Origin of the sequence: Candidatus Njordibacter sp. Uisw_056 (assembly GCF_047730085.1) — a bacterium.
Lineage (GTDB): Bacteria > Pseudomonadota > Gammaproteobacteria > Pseudomonadales > Balneatricaceae > Njordibacter.
Genome location: NZ_CP159830.1, coordinates 2,361,908 through 2,377,056 on the forward strand (window position 1 = coordinate 2,361,908; position 15,149 = coordinate 2,377,056).

Annotated in this window: 16 protein-coding genes; 5 read left to right on the plus strand and 11 right to left on the minus strand. The window is 45.3% G+C overall.

The features are described from left to right. The first annotated feature begins 108 nt into the window (after positions 1-108). Together ABXT60_RS11315 and ABXT60_RS11320 are read left to right on the plus strand one after the other, a co-directional pair. On the plus strand, positions 109-546 hold the full coding sequence (locus ABXT60_RS11315) for a hypothetical protein (protein ID WP_443630247.1): 438 nt from the start codon (positions 109-111) through the stop codon (positions 544-546). Positions 547-591: 45 nt separating this feature from the next. After that, positions 592-771: a DUF1289 domain-containing protein gene (locus ABXT60_RS11320; protein WP_443630248.1), complete on the plus strand. Its 180-nt coding sequence runs from the start codon at positions 592-594 to the stop codon at positions 769-771. A 479-nt stretch (positions 772-1,250) separates the two neighbouring features. On the opposite strand, the gene ABXT60_RS11325 is transcribed toward ABXT60_RS11320, so the two are convergent. After that, positions 1,251-1,430, minus strand: a complete 180-nt coding sequence (locus ABXT60_RS11325) for a DUF2798 domain-containing protein (protein WP_443630249.1) — start codon at positions 1,428-1,430, stop codon at positions 1,251-1,253. A 363-nt stretch (positions 1,431-1,793) separates the two neighbouring features. On the opposite strand from ABXT60_RS11325, the gene ABXT60_RS11330 reads away from it, so the two are divergent. The 3 genes from ABXT60_RS11330 (at position 1,794) to ABXT60_RS11340 (ending at position 4,217) form a co-directional block, all read left to right on the plus strand. After that, the gene (locus tag ABXT60_RS11330; protein WP_443630250.1) at positions 1,794-2,228 is read left to right on the plus strand and encodes a YtoQ family protein; all 435 of its coding nucleotides are present in this window, start codon (positions 1,794-1,796) and stop codon (positions 2,226-2,228) included. 122 nt (positions 2,229-2,350) lie between these two features. Then, positions 2,351-3,733, plus strand: coding sequence for an MATE family efflux transporter (locus tag ABXT60_RS11335; RefSeq protein ID WP_443630251.1), 1,383 nt, complete (start codon positions 2,351-2,353; stop codon positions 3,731-3,733). Between the two features lie 22 nt (positions 3,734-3,755). Then, positions 3,756-4,217 (plus strand): hypothetical protein, encoded by a 462-nt coding sequence (locus ABXT60_RS11340; RefSeq protein WP_443630252.1) that lies wholly within the window; start codon positions 3,756-3,758, stop codon positions 4,215-4,217. Between the two features lie 36 nt (positions 4,218-4,253). Here ABXT60_RS11340 and rlmB read toward each other — a convergent pair whose 3' ends face one another. The 10 genes from rlmB to miaA form a co-directional block, all read right to left on the minus strand. Continuing rightward, on the minus strand, positions 4,254-4,991 hold the full coding sequence (gene rlmB, locus ABXT60_RS11345) for a 23S rRNA (guanosine(2251)-2'-O)-methyltransferase RlmB (protein ID WP_443630253.1): 738 nt from the start codon (positions 4,989-4,991) through the stop codon (positions 4,254-4,256). Between the two features lie 25 nt (positions 4,992-5,016). After that, positions 5,017-7,398 (minus strand): ribonuclease R, encoded by a 2,382-nt coding sequence (gene rnr, locus ABXT60_RS11350; RefSeq protein ID WP_443630254.1) that lies wholly within the window; start codon positions 7,396-7,398, stop codon positions 5,017-5,019. A gap of 6 nt (positions 7,399-7,404) precedes the next feature. Then, entirely contained in the window at positions 7,405-8,700 is a 1,296-nt protein-coding gene (locus ABXT60_RS11355; RefSeq protein WP_443630255.1) for an adenylosuccinate synthase, read from the minus strand. 84 nt (positions 8,701-8,784) lie between these two features. Further along, positions 8,785-9,981 (minus strand): ATP phosphoribosyltransferase regulatory subunit, encoded by a 1,197-nt coding sequence (locus tag ABXT60_RS11360; protein WP_443630256.1) that lies wholly within the window; start codon positions 9,979-9,981, stop codon positions 8,785-8,787. 33 nt (positions 9,982-10,014) lie between these two features. Further along, complete coding sequence (locus ABXT60_RS11365; RefSeq protein ID WP_046482060.1) at positions 10,015-10,209, minus strand: DUF2065 domain-containing protein; 195 nt, start codon at positions 10,207-10,209, stop codon at positions 10,015-10,017. 186 nt (positions 10,210-10,395) lie between these two features. Beyond that, on the minus strand, positions 10,396-11,268 hold the full coding sequence (hflC, locus tag ABXT60_RS11370; protein ID WP_443630257.1) for a protease modulator HflC: 873 nt from the start codon (positions 11,266-11,268) through the stop codon (positions 10,396-10,398). 1 nt (position 11,269) lies between these two features. Next, the gene (hflK, locus tag ABXT60_RS11375; RefSeq protein ID WP_443630258.1) at positions 11,270-12,448 is read right to left on the minus strand and encodes an FtsH protease activity modulator HflK; all 1,179 of its coding nucleotides are present in this window, start codon (positions 12,446-12,448) and stop codon (positions 11,270-11,272) included. A gap of 33 nt (positions 12,449-12,481) precedes the next feature. Beyond that, positions 12,482-13,792, minus strand: coding sequence for a ribosome rescue GTPase HflX (hflX, locus tag ABXT60_RS11380; RefSeq protein WP_443630259.1), 1,311 nt, complete (start codon positions 13,790-13,792; stop codon positions 12,482-12,484). Between the two features lie 65 nt (positions 13,793-13,857). Then, on the minus strand, positions 13,858-14,091 hold the full coding sequence (gene hfq, locus ABXT60_RS11385; protein ID WP_046482115.1) for an RNA chaperone Hfq: 234 nt from the start codon (positions 14,089-14,091) through the stop codon (positions 13,858-13,860). 100 nt (positions 14,092-14,191) lie between these two features. After that, complete coding sequence (gene miaA, locus ABXT60_RS11390) at positions 14,192-15,148, minus strand: tRNA (adenosine(37)-N6)-dimethylallyltransferase MiaA (RefSeq protein ID WP_443630260.1); 957 nt, start codon at positions 15,146-15,148, stop codon at positions 14,192-14,194. Position 15,149 lies beyond the last annotated feature (1 nt).

Genomic DNA, 15,149 nt, shown 5'->3' on the forward strand with positions numbered 1-15,149 from the left:
TATAAACCCGTTAGCTGAAAATTTCTATCCAAAGCAGTATTCTGTGTCTGGATTTTTAACTATAGGGTTTCGTGTAAATTTTTGACGCAATTGATGAGATTAGAGTTTATGAAAGACATTAAATGCGTGTTTCGCAATCTTGAGCAAATGCTTCAACAGGCAAATTGGTTTGATGAGGGTTGGGGAATTTATAATCGTGGGAACTATCTTCAGCTCTACAAACTGAATTGGTTCAATCAAAATCAAGGTGGAATTCACTTTGAGACCTTTATTGAAGCGCCGCAGATTAAGCAAAAGTTGTTCCCTGTGTGTATGCATGTTGAAGAGGACTGTCCTTCTCAGTCTAAATTTATTCGTCAATTTATGGAGCTAGAGGGAGAGCGCATAAAGAGCTGGAAGGGCTATAAAACACTGGGAAATAGCTATGGTATTTGTCAGCGTACACTGCCGCTGAATTTTAAAAACTTAGAGCAACGCATATTCGAAGAGTTTAACCGTCTTCGAGTACTGGAATCCAGCGTTGAACAAGTACTACTTAAACTTTGATAATGTGTTCGTTTGAACATGAGTGATTAAGGTGAGATGGAATAAATGAAAAGTAAAAAAAGCCCTTGTATCGATGCGTGTGATTTCTCAAGCGCCAAGGGTTGGTGTTTGGGGTGCGGTAGAACGAGAAAAGAATGCCAACAGTGGAAGGCAATGACACCTTATAGCGTAAATATTCTTCAAAAAGAGCTCAAAAAAAGAATGCATCGTTTAAAGACTAAATAGGCCAACCGATTAGTTATTCTTACTACTCAAAGATTATCAAATCGTGGTCGTTAAGCTTAGGGCTGGATGATAACTTATATGGCACGCATTCAATGAGACGAACCAAAGCTCAGTTGATATAAACACTCACTAAACATCTAAGTGCCGTGCTACTACTTTTAGGCTAGAAAAAAGTAGACAACACAATTCGATACTTAGGCATAGAGATTGAAGATGCCCTGACGTTATCTGAGGAAACAGACCGTTAAATTGAGTTCGGTCCTCAACCACTATACGTGAAGACCAAACATGCCCCAAAGTGAATTAGATCAAAAGCTCAAACACATATAGTTGATGTAATTTTTTGATATCAAGGCTAATGTGAGATGGCAAAAATTCAACGGTCACTGAGCCCCGATCCTGAAGACTCCGTTAGCCTTTGTATATTGTGTTATCCATAACAGAACTATCAAATCGCTAGAGCCTCATCTTTTCTAGCTCTATCCTAAAACTCTGAGTGCAATGCATTGTACTAAAGGTGAGTTAATAAATAAAATAACCCCTGCAGCAAGCCGCGCTAACAAAAATGAATGCCCCCACAATTTAGAAAACTCTGGTTCATTACCTAGAATAATATATGTCACCCACAGCGTCATTAGTGAAGAAATGGAAAGTAACATTTTTTTAGGCGATAAATTACACCTAAAACTGTGATGGCATATTAGACGTAAAATTTTAGCAAGGCACACGCTAGAGCCATTGTAGAAGGCAGACTAGGTTGTTCTATTTAACTTAGCATTAACACAGTGCGTACCTGTGCCATTAAAATGAAAAACATTCATCATTAGTCAGGTATTTTTCGAGACTAGAACCGTAGCGGCTGCTATATTACATTGGCTTTGGTCTGGCTCACCTTTGCAATAAGCAGACCAGCAAAACTAGGGGCCTATTACGTTAACTGGACACGGTATTTACGATGTAATCGACAGCATAAGTGCCTCGCACCTTTGCCAACTAAACCAACACTTAATTGAGACAACTCTATGTGGAACATCTATTTATCTGGCGAGATACATACCGACTGGCGCGAACAAATAATCAACCGTTGCACAGAACTTAAACTTCCTGTGAATTTCTCTTCTGCATGCACTGATCACGAAGCTAGCGATGCAGCAGGTGATCACTTGGCAGATACGGCCACTAGCTTTTGGCGTGACAACCAATCGGCGAAGGTCAATGCCATTCGCACTAAAAACCTTATAGCCCAAGCCGACATCGCTATTATTAGATTTGGTGATAAATACAAACAATGGAATGCCGCTTTTGATGCTGGATACTGCGCTGCTATGGGCACACCCTACATTACCTTGCATAGTGAAGACATTGTTCATCCGTTAAAAGAGGTCGACGCCGCTGCTATGGCTTGGGCTGCAGATGTCGACCAAGTCATCGCTACCCTCCAACACGTCACCCAATAACTGCGAGCACTCTGTTTAGCTAATACCAACACGGTGAATCGGGCTTATTTCTCAACCCATTAATTGCCATTGGCCACAAGCCTTGGTACTAAAAGAACTCACCTTGGAAAAAGGAATCACCAATGAGCCAGCACACCAGCCACCTCGGCACTAAACCTATTATGGGGTTATTCTTTGGTATGGCTGCTCCAATCGCTGTGGGCATGATGGTGAACGGCCTTTACAATGTTGTTGATGCAATTTTTGTTACCCGCGCAATTGGTGTGAATGCCATGGGCGGCATTTCCATTGTATTTCCAATTCAAATGTTTATCTTTGCTTTGGCTACTTTAGTGGGCAGTGGCATGGCTTCAATTGTAGCTCGACAACTCGGCGCAAAACAGGTAACTGAAGCGAATACCACAATCGACATTGCCTTCCGTTTAGCCTTAACCATGGCTCTAGTCATCACCCTGGCTACCTATTGGAATATAGATAGCCTGCTCACATTTCTTGGGGTGTCAGAAGCACTGTGGCCATACGCGTATGGTTATCTTGTGCCTTTGGTATTACTAAGCTTCCCTATTGTGTTTATGAGCAGTATTCCGAGTGATTTACTCAGAGCCGAGGGCAAAGCCATGCTGATGATGGCTAGCATGGTTTCATCTGCGCTACTAAATATTGTGCTAGATGCCGTGTTTATCTTCGTCTTGGACATGGGCGTGGAAGGTGTAGCTTACGCTACTATCTTGTCTCAAATATTTGCTGCAGCCTTAATGCTTTATTTCATTTTAGGCGGTAAAACCCACTTAAAATTACGCCCGTTTGCTTATCAGATGAACTGGGGGATTCTTAAGGGTGTTACTTTACTGGGCATACCCATTCTAATTTCCCATGCAGGGGTATCTGTGTTTATCGCTCTAACTAACTACACAGTAACCCAGTTTACTGAAGTTGACAGCGATCTGTATGTGAGCTCATATGGGCTTATTGGCCGCCTAATGATCTTTTTTATATTGCCAGCCATTGCAATGACTATTTCTTTTCAAACTATTGCAGGCTACAACTATGGCGCCAAAAACTATGATCGAGTATTGTCTACGATCAAAGTAGGCGTTACAGCAAGCCTATGTTATGGCTTAGGTGTAAGTGGCTTAATGCTTTTGGTACCTAACCAAATTATTGGCATTTTTACCCAAGATCAAGCGTTGTTAACCACCACAGCAGGCATCGCTTTTTGGTCGTTCTTGTTGTTCCCATTGTCTAATGCCCACAGCGTAATCAGCTCTTTGTTTCAGGCTCTTGGGAAGGCACGCCAAGCTATTTTCTTGTCGTCCTTAAGAATATATCTTATCCTTATCCCTGCTCTGCTGATACTACCCAAGATATATGGCATCAATGGTATTTGGTATTCATTCCCTATTGCAGATGTGATTGCTTTTGCTGTCGTTATTTATTTTGCTTTGCGTGAACGCGGCAACCTAAAACGTCTTATCCTAACGTCTAAGACCACCGAACTAACCTAACCTAGAAAATTTGGAGATTAAAATGATTTTAATATTATGGGTTTTAGGTATTGTGATTGTTGCTTTGCTGATCCGTTTATTACTCAATAGAGCACCAACCAATGGCAAACCATTTCTATTACGTACCGCAGTGGTCATTATTGCAATAGTGGCTATTGGGTTAGCTTTGAGCGGTTTATGGCCTGTAGCGATAAGCCTTATAGGTGGCCTGGCCGTCTATGGACGGCCCGTTCTTCAGGCGTTTGGTCTGTGGCAGACAATAAAACGTTTTAACCAAACCAGCGCTAAGAGCAACCCACCCAGTGCAACCATTATGGATAAGCAACAAGCTAGGCAAGTTTTAGATGTTGAAGCAGGTGCCAGCCATGAAGACATAATATCTGCCCACAAACGTTTAATGGCCAAGAACCATCCTGACAAAGGGGGGAGCACCTATCTAGCTAGCCAAATCAACCAAGCTAAAGACGTGTTACTTAAGGATTAGTCTCACATCCAGCAAGACACTAAGTAAGTGAATAGCCTAACTGCGCTGGCGTACTGCTTCAAATAAACATACACCAGCAGCCACAGAAACATTAAGGCTACTCACTTCACCTGCCATGGGAATTTTAACCAACTGGTCACATCCTTCGCGGGTAAGGCGACGCATACCTTCACCTTCCGCCCCCATCACTAAAGCCATATTACCCGTAAGGTCGGTCTGATAAATGTGTTGGGTAGCTTCGCCAGCAGTCCCTGTAATCCAGACACCAGCATCCTGCAAACTTTTGAGGCAGCGCGCTAAGTTGGTTACTTGAACAAAAGGTATGCTCTCTGCTGCACCACAGGCCACTTTGCTTACGGTGCTATTAAGCGATGCTGACTTATCTTTGGGCGCAATGACTGCATGCACGCCAGCGGCATCCGCGGTACGCAAGCAAGCACCTAAATTGTGAGGATCTGTTACGCCATCTAAGATCAGCAAAAATGCTGGTTCGTTAAGCTCTCCTAATAACTGCGTAAGAAAGTGCTCATCTTTAGCAGGGTTTGGAGTACACCCAGCAACCACGCCCTGATGCCGACCCTTCACCTTATTATCTAACTCACGGCGAGGCATAATTTGACACTCAATACCCTGCTCGTCTGCCAGCGCTTTAACTTGGTTTAAGCGCTGGTCCTCACGACCTTCTTGAAACCAAATTTCTTGCACTCGCTCCGGGTTGCGTTGCAATTTAGTTTGCACAGCGTGAATGCCAAAGACGTATTCAATGTTGGCCATAATTAACGAGTCTCAGATATCTTTTTTACGGCGTAGTCTTTTTACGGCGAGGCTTTCTTGCAACGCCGGAGGGCTTACCCTTTTGATCGAACAAAGGGGTCTCTATTTTTGCATCAGAATTTTTTGGCTTAGGCTTAGGCTTAGGCTTTGGCTTAGACTTAGACTTTGGCTTAGTTTTTGGTGGTGCATCAGCCAACTCAAAATCAATTTTCTTTTCGTCTAGGTCTACCCGAACCACTTGCACTTCAATGCTGTCACCTAAGCGGAAACTTTTACCACTGCGCTCTCCATCGAGACGATGCTTAGCCGCATCAAAGTGATAATAATCACCTGGTAACGCACTAATGTGTACGAGCCCTTCAACATAAACGTCAGCTAACTCTACAAACAAACCAAAACTAGTCACCGCATTAATGGTACCGTGGAAGTAGTCACCAATGTGGCCTTGCATATATTCACACTTAAGCCAACCTTCTACATCCCACACCGCAGCATCTGCACGACGCTCAGCCATTGAGCAATGTTCACCTAAGACCACTACGTCTGCAGTGGAATAAGGATACCAAGGCGAATCTGGTTGCTTTTCCGTGGCTTTAATTCGCTTTACATACCGGCTCAACTGCTTACTTTGAATGACACTGCGTATGGCTCTGTGAACTAGCAAGTCTGGATAGCGACGAATGGGCGATGTAAAATGCGCGTATGCGTCATAACCCAAACCAAAATGGCCTTCGTTTTCTGGCGTATAAACAGCCTGACTTAACGATCGTAACATCACCGTTTGCACTAAGTGAGCGTCAGGACGGCCCTTAATAGAGCTCAATAGCGCCTGATAATGTTTTGGTTTTGGCTCTTCGCCACCTGGTAATGACAGGCTCATTTCACCTAAAAATCCACGCAAGTTTTCTAACTTGCTAGGCTTAGGCCCTTTATGCACGCGGAACAAACCATCTAATTTATGCTTTGCTAGAAACTTAGCCGTGCTTACGTTAGCCGCTAACATGCACTCTTCAATCAGCTTATGAGCATCGTTGCGATGCACTGGCACTATGTCAGTTATTTTGCGGTCTTCACCAAAAATAATACGTGTTTCTTGGGTTTCAAAATCAATGGCACCGCGTGCGTCACGGGCAGAGCGTAAGGCAGCATAAAGCTTATGCAATTGGTCTACAGGTTTCACTACATGGCTATATTCTTGGCGCAACGGCAGGCATTGCTCATCACCTGAATCCAACATTGCACCCACTTTGGTGTAAGTTAAACGGGCGTGAGAGTGAATGAGACCCTCATAAAACTCATAGCCACTCAACTTACCCTTACTGCTAATGGTCATTTCACACACCATGACCAACCGATCAACATGGGGGTTAAGAGAGCATAAACCGTTGGAGATAGCTTCTGGCAACATAGGGATGACTCGCTCAGGAAAATACACTGAGGTTGCACGCCTATGGGCTTCTGTATCTAAAGCTGTGCCAATGCGAACATAATGGCTTACGTCAGCAATAGCAACGTATAACCGCCAGCCACCTAAAGTTCGCTTACGGCAATAAACTGCATCATCAAAGTCCCGGGCATCCTCACCATCGATAGTTACAAAAGGCATTTCACGAAGATCAATGCGATCATGCTTGTCAGCTTCTGTGACTTGTGGAGCAAGTTGAGCAGCTTCAAGGCTGGCCTCTAATGGCCATTCATGGGGTATTTCGTGGGTTCTAATAGCCACATCAATCTCCATTCCTGGAGCCATGTGCTCACCCAAAATTTCAGCAATTTCACCAACGGCCTGATTGCGCTTGTTTGGCTGGTGAGTAATACGCACAGTAACGTACTGCCCGTGCTGAGCTTGAAGTACGTTGTCGCTTGAAATAAGAACATCTTGGCTAATACGCTGATTATCTGGACGCACAAAACAAATGCCATTTTCTTTTGTTAACCGCCCCACAACTTGCTGAGTATTGTGCTCAGTCACTTCAACAATAGCACCTTCGCTGCGGCCTTTGCGGTCTACTCCAATAATGCGAGCTAAGGCCTTGTCGCCATCTAAAACTGCACGCATTTGACGATGGCTAAGAAATAAATCATCACCACCCTCATCAGGCTTTAAAAAACCAAAGCCATCTCGGTGGCCTATAATTCGGCCATGGATAAGGTCCATCTTATGGATTGCGCCATAAGCACCTTTGCGATCACTTATCAGCTGGCCGTCACGTTCCATAGCACGTAATCGGCGACGCAGTGCTTCTACATCTTCTGCCTCAAACAAGGCCAGTTCAAAACTAACCTGTTTCAGCGTTGCTGGGCCACTACGGTCACGCAAGTGATCCATAATAAATTCACGGCTGGGAATTGGGTTGTCGTACTTTTGCGCCTCACGCTGAGCGTGTGGATCGTCTATTTGTGTCATTTTTTCCTAGGAGCCAAAAGGATGGCGTTTAACAATTGTTTCAATTCGATCTGGGCCGGTGGAAATAATATCCACTGGCGCCTCAATCAAGACTTCAATACGGGCAATGTAGGCCAGCGCAGCAGCAGGTAATTGTGCTTCTGTCTGGGCACCTACGGTAGACTCAGTCCAACCCGGCATAGTTTCGTAAATAGGGGTAACAGCCGCAAAACCTTCAGCATCGCTCGGGCAAGATACGTTATTACCCTGCGCATCATGGTAAGCCACACACATTTTAATTTCGTCCATACCATCCAATACGTCCAGCTTAGTTAGGCAAATACCTGACACACTGTTAATTTGAATCGCATGCTTAAGTGCAACAGCATCAAACCAACCACAACGACGTGGTCGTCCTGTAGTTGCACCTAATTCATGGCCACGGTTGGCAAGGCCTAGACCCACATCACAGAATAATTCTGTTGGGAATGGACCACTACCCACACGAGTAGTGTACGCCTTAGTAATGCCTAAAATATAATCTAGGTACATTGGGCCAAAGCCAGAACCTGTGGCTGTGCCACCGGCAGTGGTATTTGAGGAGGTTACGTAAGGATATGTACCATGGTCGATATCTAGCAATGTACCTTGGGCACCTTCAAACAAAATATCTTCACTGGCGCGGCGCAAGTCATGAATCTCTGCTGTCACGTCGGTAAACATGGCTTTAATTTGCTCAGCTTGAGCAAGGGCAGTTTCTAATACTTGGTTATAATCTAATGGCTTAACACGGTAAAAGTTTTGTAATACAAAGTTGTGATAAGTCATCACTTCTTTAAGCTTTACTGCAAACCGTTGTGGATCTAGCAAATCACCTAAACGCAAACCACGACGGGCCACCTTGTCCTCGTAGGCAGGGCCAATACCACGCCCTGTGGTGCCAATTTTTTCGTCCCCACGAGCCAATTCACGCGCTTGATCTAGGGCAACGTGGTAAGGCAATATTAGTGGGCAAGCAGTGCTAATCCGCAAACGATCACGCACTGGAATACCACGCTCCTCTAGTTCTGCCATCTCCTTTAGTAACGCATCCATAGCCACAACAACACCATTGCCAATAAAGCAGGTCACCGTGTCACGTAAAATACCTGAAGGAATCAAATGCAAAACCGTTTTTTCACCTTCGATAACTAAAGTATGGCCAGCATTATGGCCCCCCTGGAAACGTACCACTGCCGTGGCCTGATCGGTGAGTAAATCTACGATCTTACCTTTGCCTTCATCACCCCATTGGGTGCCTAAAACGACGACATTCTTACCCATAATATTTTGCTCTAGTTTGTTGCTACTACGTGTAAATTCACGCACATTTAAAATTTGAAGTTGATAATAAAAATCGATCTAAACTTAGTGTGCTGGGACAATTTTCCAAGCATCATTTTGCCATACTAATTGGCGAGAACACTCTTGTGGCGTAGGGCTATCAGATAACTGTGCAACCAAACACTCACCCTGTAAGCGAAGCTGAGACTGCATGAGCCATAGGCTTTGACGCTGCTCACTGCTCAAACCTACTTCAGCTGGCGTGGCAATGCCATGCGCCTTAACTAAAGGCACTTCAGACAGCTCTGACAGCACCTTTAAGTCAGCACTAAATCCTGTTGCTGGGCGCGCTCGGCCAAACACCTTGCCAATATCATCATAACGACCCCCTTTAGCAATAGCCTGCCCAAAGGCCGGTGTGAGGGCGGCAAAAACAACCCCCGTATGGTATTCGTAACCCCGTAGTTCAGCCAGGTCAAAGTACAAAGTCACCTGCGGGAAGCGTGCCTTAACTGCTTCGGCTAATTCACTTAGGTACCTGATGGCAACGGAAACCTTTGCCGACACATTGCCAAACACCTGCTCTGCCTGCTTTAACACCGAAACCTCACCATATAAGCGGGGCAACTGCGACAATACGGTTTTTGCCTCATCGGTCAAGTCCATTGCACAGACCAGGGCGTCAATATCTGCTACAGCTTTACTTTGCAGCAGATTAAATAATTCTCGTTCATCCTCAGCAGCTAAGCCTATGGCCTCAATTAAGCCACGATAAATACCTACATGACCTAAATCTAAGGTAATGGGATGTTTAATGCCAACACTCGTGAGGGTTTCTAGCATCAAGCTAATAACCTCAAGGTCACTCTCAATACCAGCGTGGCCATAAAGCTCCGCACCCACCTGCAATGGGCTACGAGAGGCCAATGGATTAGCTGCACTGGTATGCAATACCGTATTGGAGTAACACATGCGGTTAATGCCATCGCAATCAATACTGTGGGCATCAATACGAGCTACCTGGGGAGTAATGTCTGCACGAATCCCCATGGTGCGACCCGTTTTTTGATCAATCACCTTAAACGTCGCTAAATCTAAGTCATCACCAGTACCAATGAGTAATGAATCAATATATTCAATAAGCGGTGGCATAACTAAGTCATAGCCCCACGCTTGATATAAGTCCACCACCGTGCGGCGAAGGCCCTCTATACGCGAAGCTTCAGGCGGTAACACTTCTTTTACACCATCTGGCAATAACCAACGATTCGCACGACTCATGTGAGTTCCTGTTTCCCAAAAAACTTATTTAAATCAATTTACTAAAAGTAAAATAACAAGCCCCAAGAGCATGCTTGCTAAGCCTAAAAAGCGCATATGGCGGTCATTTATCTGGGCTAATTGAACCACTAATTTACGCCACCTTTGTGGGTATAAGAAGGGCAAAATACCTTCCAATATCAGCATCAAGCAAAAAGCCACCAGTAGGTGTTGGGTCAATTCATTCATGATTTTTTACTAATGCTTCAAACACAAAAAAACCGAGCATCATACAGCCCGTCTCGGACCCTACTTCTCGGTTACTCAATTGTACTTCTTTTGGGCACAAATGACCACCTCTAGCGCTTAAAAGGCCGCCACTAAAAAGGGCCCTAAAGGGCCCTTTTGTTGTCTTACTTAAGGCAGGCCAAAGGCTTACTTCAAAGTAGACTGATTCATGTACTTAAAGAACTCACTATCAGGCTCAATAAGCATCACGTCGCCACCAGCTCCAAAGGTTTTACGGTAGGCATCTAAGCTACGGTAAAAACTATAGAATTCTGGGTCTTTATTGAACGCCTCAGCATAGGTTGCAGCTGCAACGGCATCACCATCACCACGCACAAGTTCAGAATCACGGTAGGCGTTAGCCTCAATGATGGTCTCTTGACGGTCCGCGTCAGCACGAATACCTTCAGCAAGCTCCTTACCCTTGGAGCGCAGCTCGCGGGCTTCACGTTCACGCTCTGTGCGCATACGTCCATACACCGACTCGCTTACTTCTTGAGGCAGATCAATACGCTTCACACGCACGTCCACTACTTCGATGCCCATATCAGACTTAACCACTTGGTTAAGCTCAATAAGCAACTCAGACATAAGGTCATCACGCTCCCCAGAAACAACTTCGGTTAAGGTGCGCTCACCAAACTGGTTACGTAAACCAGTGTCTACCCGAGAGGCTAATAGCTTCGCTGCAGTGAACTCATCACCCGAAGTCGCGGTATAAAAGTCAGCTACATTGAAAATACGCCATTTTACAAATGAATCTACAATCAATGCTTTCTTTTCTAGGGTCAGGTAGCGCTGAGGACGAGCATCCAAAGTAAGCACCCGAGCATCAAAAACACGCACGGTGTTCACAAACGGAACTTTTGCATGCAGGCCAGGCTGGATATCAAACTGCACCACCTCACCAAACTGAAGCATAATTGCTCGCTCTGTTTCCTTCACTACAAACAAAGATGAAGAGGCAACTAGGAGCGCCACAAATAGGCCAATTAAGGTCACTAAAGTACGAGTAGCCATATTAACGAGACTCCCTTGAAGCTGAACCACCTTGAGTTAGCTGCTGGATGACCCGGTTAGTGATTTCGTCAACCATACTGGAAGACATTTTACCACCGGTACCCGTTGCAGCACGCAAAGACTGATTCTGCATGATTTGATCTAAAGGTAACACCATCATGTTGTTACCACCTTCGACGTCTACCATTACCTTAGAAGCATTGGAAAGTACATCTTCCATGGCAACGATATAAAGACGCTCCCGAGTCACTTCTGGAGCCTTTTGGTATTCCGTCAACAACTTAGTAAAACGAGTCGCCTCACCTTCAGCACGCGCTACTACCTGTGCACGATAAGCTTGGGCTTCTTCGCTTACACGCTGGGCGCGACCACGAGATTCTGGCACGATACCATTAGCATAGGCTTGGGCTTCGTTCTTAACTCGCTGTTCATCTTCACGAGCCTTGATCACGTCATCAAACGCATCTTGCACTTGTGATGGTGCAGCCGTGTTTTCTATGTTGACCTTAATCACCTCTAAGCCAGTTTTGTAGTCATCCAACAAAGCTTGTAATCGGCTTTCAATGTCTAACGCCAAAAGCGCACGGCCTTCAGTAAGTACAGAGTGCATTTCCGAACCGCCTACCACATGGCGCAAAGCGCTTTGTGTAGCCTGTAATAAGCTATTCTCTGGATTCCTAACTTCTAACAAGAAATCTTTAGGACTAGACACAATATATTGAACTGATAAGCCAACTTCAACAATGTTTTCATCTTCTGTCAGCATTAAAGCTCGGTGGTCAACGTTACGAACCGCAGTCACATTAACCTTGGTCACGTTGTCAAATAACGGCGGGTTCCAATGCAAACCAGGCTGCACGGTTTCACTAAACTTACCAAGCCGCAAAACCACTGCACGCTCCTGCTGGTCGACAGTGTAGAGGCCCATACCCGCCCACAACACTAGAACGATTGCGGCACCAAAACCAATAATTTTACCGGTAGGAGCTGGGGTATTACCACCCCCTGAACCAGAGTTATCTTTGTTGCCAGATCCGCCAAACAAGCCACTGAATTTCTCAACCAGCTTACCTAACGCCTCATCTAGATCAGGTGGCCCCTGATCTTGTCCGTTTGGGCGACGATTGCCACCCCATGGATCTTGGTCTTTACCGTTATTACCCGGTTCATTCCAGGCCATAAACTTCTCCTGATTATTGCAATTATTAAATAGTTACGAGTCCCACGGGTTGGCTGGCTTACCTACAAAAGGCGTTGCATCCATTCCTACACGACTCAATACTTGTAAAAAATCTCGCTTTTGTAAGCGTACGTCCAACACCATATGACCTTGGTCGTTGATGTCTTCTTTTTCTACGGCGTCAAGGGCATAAAGTTGAGCCCTAAGGTTACCATACTGAGGCTCCAGCACAATTTGTTGAGCAAAAATCTCACCACCCAAGCGCTCGCTGATAGCTTGCACCAAAAGGTCTGCACCCTCACCTGTTAGCGCACTTAACCAAACCCTTCTGGGTACGCCATAACCATCACGGTCGATACGTGCAGGGCAATCTTCTAACATATCAATCTTGTTGTACACCAGCAAGTGGGGTAAATCATCAGCACCAATCTCTGCGAGCACCGACTCAACTTCTTTTATGTTATCGTCACGTTTTTCATCATTTGCATCAATTAAGTGGAGCAATAACGTGGCTTCAGCTGTTTCTTGCAGCGTAGCCCGAAACGCATCAACCAGCTTATGAGGCAAGTGACGAATAAACCCTACCGTGTCTACCAATATAGTGGGGCCAACATCTTTAATTTCAAGACGCCTAAAAGTTGGATCTAAGGTTGCGAACAGTTGGTCTGCGGCGTAAACATCTGCAATGGTAATCCGATTAAACAAACTAGACTTGCCCGCGTTAGTATACCCCACCAAAGAAATAGTAGGCACTTCTGCACGGCGCCGTGCACGGCGCCCCTGCTCACGTTGCTTACGCACCTTACCCAAGCGTTTCAATATGGTATTAATACGCACGCGCAGTAGGCGACGGTCCGTTTCTAACTGAGTTTCACCTGGGCCTCTTAAACCAATACCCCCTTTTTGACGCTCGAGGTGGGTCCAGCCTCGAACCAATCGAGTAGACATATGCTCTAGCTGAGCAAGCTCAACTTGGAGCTTACCCTCATGGGTACGCGCGCGTTGAGCAAAAATATCCAGAATCAAACCAGTACGATCTAAAACTCTGCACTGCAGTTCAAGTTCTAAGTTTCGTTCTTGGCCGGGGGTCAGAGCATGGTTGAAGATGACAATTTCAGCGCCGTGTTGTTCCAAAGCTAGCTTAATCTCTTCTACTTTGCCAGAACCAACATAGGTTTTTGGGTGAGGGGTTGCGCGTGAACCACCTATTGTTTCTAGGGGATCCGCACCAGCTGAATAAACCAGCTCTTTTAATTCGTTGGCATCTTCGCGCTCTCCTTCTTGGCCCATTTGTAGATGGACAAGGATCGCACGTTCGCCTGATTGATGACGTTCAAAAAACAAAACAATAACCTAAATCAAAGCGAGCACCATGAGGTGCTCGTTGGGGTTTCACAAAGTCAATAAAGTTAGTCCAGCTCGTCTTCGGCTGGCATTTTGACAGGGCGTGATGGTACCACAGTTGATATAGCATGCTTGTACACCATTTGAGAAACAGTGTTTTTTAACAAGATTACAAACTGGTCAAAAGACTCAATTTGACCCTGTAATTTAATACCGTTTACCAAGAATATAGAAACAGGTACTCGCTCCTTGCGCAGTACGTTTAAATAAGGGTCTTGTAGGGTTTGCCCTTTTGACATGATAGCTCCTTGTGTCATTAACCTAACCTCATTTTAAAGTTAGTAGTTAATGATGCGTAAATGCGCTAACAGATGCAAGCCGTTTTACGCTGCCTTTACGCTAATTACTTATCTTATCGAATAATTGCAAAACTTTAAATGTTAATTTTGTATCTAAACTGTCAAACATCTGTAATTCTGGCCAACTTCGCAGCCAAGTTAACTGTCTTTTAGCCAGTTGCCTAGTTGCTACGATGCCTTTGAACTGCATTGTAGCATCATCATACTCACCCGTTAAGTGCTGCCACATTTGACGATAGCCAACACAACGCATGGATGGCAGGTCTAAATGTAAGTCTCCACGAGCCATTAAGGATTCAACTTCATGCCTAAACCCTTGCTGCAGCATTAACTCGAAACGCTGCTCTATGCGCTGGTGTAATACGGCTCTGTCAGGTGGCCATACACCAAGCGAAGTAACCTCATAGGGTAACCGTTGCTGCTCTTGTCTGGACCAATGATCGGTTAAGGTTTCTCCACTAAGCAAGAACACTTCCATGGCCCTCGTTATTCGCTGTGAATCAGCAGCGTTAATACGTGCCCCAGCTATGGGATCTATTTTACACAAGCGGACGTGCATCGCTGCTAGCCCTTGGTCATGTATCTGTTGCTCTAGCTGCCCACGCATCTCAGGGTCTGATACAGGCAACAGTGCTAAACCATCCACAAGGGCTTTATAGTACATCATGGTGCCACCCACTAGCAGGGGAACCTTTCCCCGAGCAGTAATTTCTGCCATTAGCGCTAGAGCATCCATGCGAAACCTAGCCGCTGAATACGCTTCGAGAGGGTCACAGATATTGATCAAATGATGCGGCGCCGCTATTAAAGTCTGAGCGTCTGGTTTGGCGCTACCAATATTCATGTCTTGGTAAATTTGTGCCGAGTCGACAGAAATAATTTCACAAGCACGCTGCTGAACGAGCTCTACCGCTAAATCAGTTTTACCTGCGGCAGTTGGGCCCATAAGAAAAATAGCTGGGGGTAATTGAACTGCTGGTAACTGGATAGAAGGCACC